Origin of the sequence: Chromobacterium sp. S0633, from assembly GCF_024158805.1 — a bacterium.
Taxonomy (GTDB): domain Bacteria; phylum Pseudomonadota; class Gammaproteobacteria; order Burkholderiales; family Chromobacteriaceae; genus Chromobacterium.
In genome coordinates this window covers 1-4,719 of the sequence record NZ_JAMZGH010000096.1, presented here as the reverse complement: position 1 = coordinate 4,719, position 4,719 = coordinate 1, and the positions used below count along the sequence as shown (strand labels likewise).

Below are 4,719 nucleotides of genomic sequence, written 5' to 3'. Positions count from 1 at the left end.
GCTCGCCGCCGCCGCGCCGGCCGCGGCCCAATCCGCCGCCGGCATCCTGCGCGCCATCCGCCGCGGCGCCGCCTGGACCTGGGGCGACGCCACCCTGCGCGCGCTGTTCTTCTACTGGGCGGTGATCGCCTTCCTGACCGCCGGCCCCATCCAGATCGGCCTGCCGCTGCTGGTCAAGAACGTCTTGGGCCTGGACGCCGGCCATTTCGGCACCCTGCTGTCCGCCCAAGGCGCGGGCAGCCTGCTGGGCATGGCCCTGCTCAGCCTGCTGCCGCCCAAGGCGCTGGGCCGGCTGGGATGGATGGTATTCTGCGCGGACGCCCTGATGGGCGTGCTGATCATCGGCCTGGGCCTGTCCGCCGCGTTTGCCGCCAGTTGCGCAATGATGTTCCTGATCGGACTCTTGGGCGGCCTGGTGCAAGTCCGGCTGATGGCCTGGATCCAGGCCCGCATTCCGGCGGAGATGCGCGGCCGGGTGATGAGTTTTTTGATGTTCATGATGGCGGCGGTCACGCCCTTGTCCACCACGCTGGCCGGCCTGAGCCTGACCTCGGCGCCGGTGCGCGCCTTGTTCGCCGGCGCCGGCCTGCTGCTGATCGGCGTCGCCGTGCTGGCCTTGTGCAGCCCCCGGCTGCGCGCCATCGGCGCGCCCGCCGGCCCCAACGCCGCGGACGCCCGAGCCACCCCTTCCCTGCAAACAGGAGACTGAATCGATGCACCCCACCCCCTGGCTCCAGCGCCAGTCCGCCAGCCAAGCGCCGCGGCTGCGCCTGTACTGCTTTCCCTACGCCGGCGGCCACGCCGGCGCCTATGCCGGCTGGCAAGGCCGGCTGCCTCCGGAAGTGGAAGTCTGCGCCGCGCAACTGCCCGGCCGCGCCGCCCGCTTCCGCGAAGCCGGCTTCACCGCGCTGCCGCCGCTGGTGGACGCGCTGGCGCGGGAATTACCCTTGGACGACGAACTGCCCTTCGCCTTCTTCGGCCACAGCATGGGCGGCCTGATCGCCTTCGAACTGGCGCGGCGGCTGCGCGCCCAAGGCCGGCCTAAGCCGCTGCGGCTGATCGTGTCCGGCTGCGACGCGCCGCAACACCGCCAGCCGCCGCGCATGCTGCACCGGATGGACGACGACGGCTTCATCGACGCGCTGCGCGACTACAACGGCACGCCCGCGGAAATCCTGGCCCACCGGGAAATGATGGATCTGCTGCTGCCCACCCTGCGCACCGACTTTGAACTGGTGGAAACCTATCGCTACCAGCCGGCCCCGCCGCTGACCCTGCCCATCACCGTGCTGGCCGGGCGCGGCGACCGGCAACGTCTGCCGGAACAGACCGAAGGCTGGCAGCGGGAAACCGCCGCGCCCGCGCGCGTGCACTGGTTCGACGGCGACCACTTCTTCATCGCCAGCGCCCGGGACGCCGTGCTCGCCCGCCTCAACAGCGAACTCGCCGATGCGCTGTCCAGCCCCGCCGCCGCCATGCCGGACCTTGCCTAAGAACCTGTTCACGATCTTTTCTGATCGGGAGTATTGTTCAAGGCATTGAATCCGCTTCGCGGATGATGATTTAGGGCCGGTTCCGCCCTGACCGAGCGAGGCAAGCGTAGCGTCGCGAGGGAATAAAACGGAAAGGGGAATTTGCGCGGCCAAATTCCCCTTTACCCCAAAGGCCGCCCTGCAAGCCTGGCCTACGGCTTCCCGCCGGTTCCCGTCAGTCCCGAGGCGCGGCTGAACTCTCTACGTGCGAATCTCTGATTCGCTCAGTGATGGCGCGCTAACGTCGCGCTGCTCGAACAAGCAGCCGCTTAAGACCTCGGGCCTGCCACCCGTCGGCAGGCTTGAAGGGACCTGGGGCGCGTCGGATACGTGGTCTCCTACATATCGAGCAGCGTTTAACCACACCTACAAAAGATCATAAACAGACTCTAAGCCTCTGCCGCCGGAGGAAACACCGAACTCAAACGCGCCCGGCCTCGCTGCGCCGCCATAGCGGACGCCCGCCCCTTGCCTCCCCGCCACAGGCACGTGATAATCCGGCCGTGCTGTGCTTCAGCACCGGGCGTAGGAACCCGAGTTGCATCATGGCGGACATCACTGCGAGAGCAGCTGTGTCCGTGTGCCTTGTCATGCCCTCATAGGCGGACCGGGCGAGGCAGCCCACGGGCTGGCCGGTTCCATGGTGCCGGTATTCCTACCCTCGTTCGGGCTGCCGCCCACCGTAGGAAGTGGGCTGCGGAAAACATACCGTACATCATGGAGGCACCATGTCTAACGCCCCTCACCCCCACCACATCCCATCACTATCTACCTTGCTGTTCCAACTGAAAAGCTTGCGTCAGCAGGATGCCACGCTCCACCCGATTGACCCGCTATTGCGGCAGCTCGACCAATCCTGCCAGCACTTCGATCACAACCTTCATCTGCTCAGCCTGGAATTCAATCAAGTCAGCACCGCCTTGTCGGCGCTGGCGGCGATGTTGGAGCAATCCAAGCTAGACACGCTGGAATGCGAGCAGGTGTATTGCCTGCTAGAACCTTTCGCCCATCGTTTGCAGCAAACTACGGTGCAGATGCAGGAGTTAGCTTGAGCCTCATGAACGACCAAAGCCCCTAGTGGGGCTTTGGCAGAGGCTTGGGCTTATAAGTTACGGCGCTCCAAAAGTAGTGTTGTCAAGGTCGCGCATGGGCAAGCCATTTGGCTTGCTCACCCTTTCTTAATCATCAATAACAAACTCGAATGACTTAGCCTCTATATCCCAATCAACCCACGCGACCGGGTTTTCCAACAAACCCTCGAACGAATACAGCTGACGTGTACCGCTATCATCTACAACCGGAGGCAAGTCTTCAAGGACGTAGTCTTCTTTGAATCCATCTGGATTTCGTGGATTACCAATGTATTCGGTCAATGTTCTATGGGATGTAATCACCCCTCGAAACAAAAGCATACCACTTATAAGCCCAGCATCTTTTTTTGCTAGTGGATACCCCGCCATAGTGGACACCCCTTGAACTTGGATAGATATAGTTCGTTCCTGTATCAGCACTCTGCCAAAACAAGCTTCAGTAAAATGCAAATCATCAAAATGCCCTTGGACTATTCTCATCATTTTTGCCTTGTTTTTTCGAGAACCACACTCATCACTTTGTGATTCGGAATTTTCGTCCCATCGGTAAATCGGAAAACGTTATTCTGAAACTGAGGTAGCAACGGGCCAGGATTTTGGACTACACGAAGGCTAAGTCCCTCCAACACCTCCATGCTTGGCAACTGCCCAAACTTGTTCTTGGCTGTATAGTTAATAATAAGCTGCCCACCAGGTTTCAAAGCGTCTGCAGCACTTGGCAACCAGTCCATAACTCCAGTTCCATTCGGCAGGTACGGATTACTTGAAATGACTTGATCGGCGATACCGGACTTAATTGGAAGCTTTAATGCAGATGCCCGGATACCTTGTTCAGCAACGATGTCAACATTGATTGCGCCAGGAATCTGTGAAGCACGACCACCAAATAGGTCAATTACTATTGGAGAGCGATTATTATTTAAGCCACTTGGGATAGTTATCTTAGAGCGAATATCTATTGGTCCACTTAAACGCCCCCCCAACTCTAGCACTACACCAGGCCCCTCTAGCCCTCTCAAACCATACCCACCCGCCGGATTCGACGCTCCCAACAACCCCAGCCGCGTCGCGTCGGTACGGATGCCCGCCAAAGCTCCCAGCACGTTGCCACCAGCATAGCCGAACGTCAAAGCGGCATCTTGCCCGGCTTGGCCGGCCCCTCTCCAAATTGCGCTCAAATAGGTCGTTGTGGCTACCGGGCTGCTACTCAGCATATCCAGTTGCTGCACCAACTTACTCGGTGCCCACTGGGCATTGAGTTCCGCCCGGCGCTGCGCCGCATCCGGAGTTTGGTAGGTCAGGAAGTCCCACAGCGAGGCGTCTCCTGACATCACCTTGCTCCAGCCTTGACCAATAGTGTAATTGGAGCGGCCATTCAGCGGCTGGCCCATAATGTCCACCGCTTCCACCGCCAGCGCTTGCAACGGCCGGCTCACCGGCCGCAAGGCCGTGCCATCCACCGTGTAGCCCGGCTCGGCATCGCTCAGGATCTCCCTCCACACCAACCGGGTCTTGCCCCCATCCGCCACCAGCACACCCCGGCTCCCATAGCTCGTCTGTTGGGCTGCCGTCAGTTGTTCCTCCATCGCTTCAACCAAGCGCTGTTGCCGCGCCCTATCCTGACTTTGGATGCCGCTCACCACCTGGTCGCCCAACGCGCTGCCGAACGACTCCGCCGCGATCGCACTCCAGTTCGGACGCTGGCCGGTTAACTGCGACTGAATGCCGCCCGACACCAGGCCGCGCAGCGTGCCGTAGCCAACGCCGGCCACCGGCGCCGAGCTCTTCCAGCCCAGACTGTCGCCCATCCAGCCGCTGACCCCTGTCGCCGCGCCGCTGGCGGCTAACGCGGTCCAGCTGAAGCGCTTCTGCAAGCCGGTGGCCACCGCCACTCCTTGGGTCAGCGCATTGCCCGCCGCGGCGCGGACACCGATGGGGGCATTAGCCAAGGGATCGCCCAACATCCCAGCGCCCACGCCGGCGCTCACTCCCGCGCCAAGGGCGCTCAAGCCCACCTGACTCCACGAGAACTGATCCTGCATCCCCATCGCCATCGCCACGCCCTGGCTGGCCATTGAAGCCACCGCGCCCGCTGC

5 protein-coding genes are annotated in these 4,719 nt (G+C 61.9%); 3 read left to right on the top strand and 2 right to left on the bottom strand.

What is annotated here, in order from left to right; genetic code table 11:
* The 3 genes from NK214_RS24660 to NK214_RS24650 all read left to right on the top strand — a co-directional run.
* On the top strand, nucleotides 1-709 hold a 709-nt coding region (locus NK214_RS24660; RefSeq protein ID WP_253315776.1), incomplete at its 5' end, for an MFS transporter.
* Between the two features lie 4 nt (nucleotides 710-713).
* On the top strand, nucleotides 714-1,493 hold the full coding sequence (locus NK214_RS24655) for a thioesterase II family protein (RefSeq protein WP_253315775.1): 780 nt from the start codon (nucleotides 714-716) through the stop codon (nucleotides 1,491-1,493).
* Nucleotides 1,494-2,260: 767 nt separating this feature from the next.
* Nucleotides 2,261-2,584: a hypothetical protein gene (locus NK214_RS24650; protein ID WP_253315774.1), complete on the top strand. Its 324-nt coding sequence runs from the start codon at nucleotides 2,261-2,263 to the stop codon at nucleotides 2,582-2,584.
* Nucleotides 2,585-2,710: 126 nt separating this feature from the next.
* Here NK214_RS24650 and NK214_RS24645 read toward each other — a convergent pair whose 3' ends face one another.
* Both NK214_RS24645 and NK214_RS24640 read right to left on the bottom strand, forming a co-directional pair.
* Complete coding sequence (locus NK214_RS24645; protein ID WP_253315773.1) at nucleotides 2,711-3,103, bottom strand: hypothetical protein; 393 nt, start codon at nucleotides 3,101-3,103, stop codon at nucleotides 2,711-2,713.
* Nucleotides 3,103-4,719 (bottom strand): hypothetical protein (locus NK214_RS24640; RefSeq protein ID WP_253315772.1); only part of this gene is annotated, 1,617 nt, incomplete at its 5' end. The genes NK214_RS24645 and NK214_RS24640, both read right to left, overlap by 1 nt.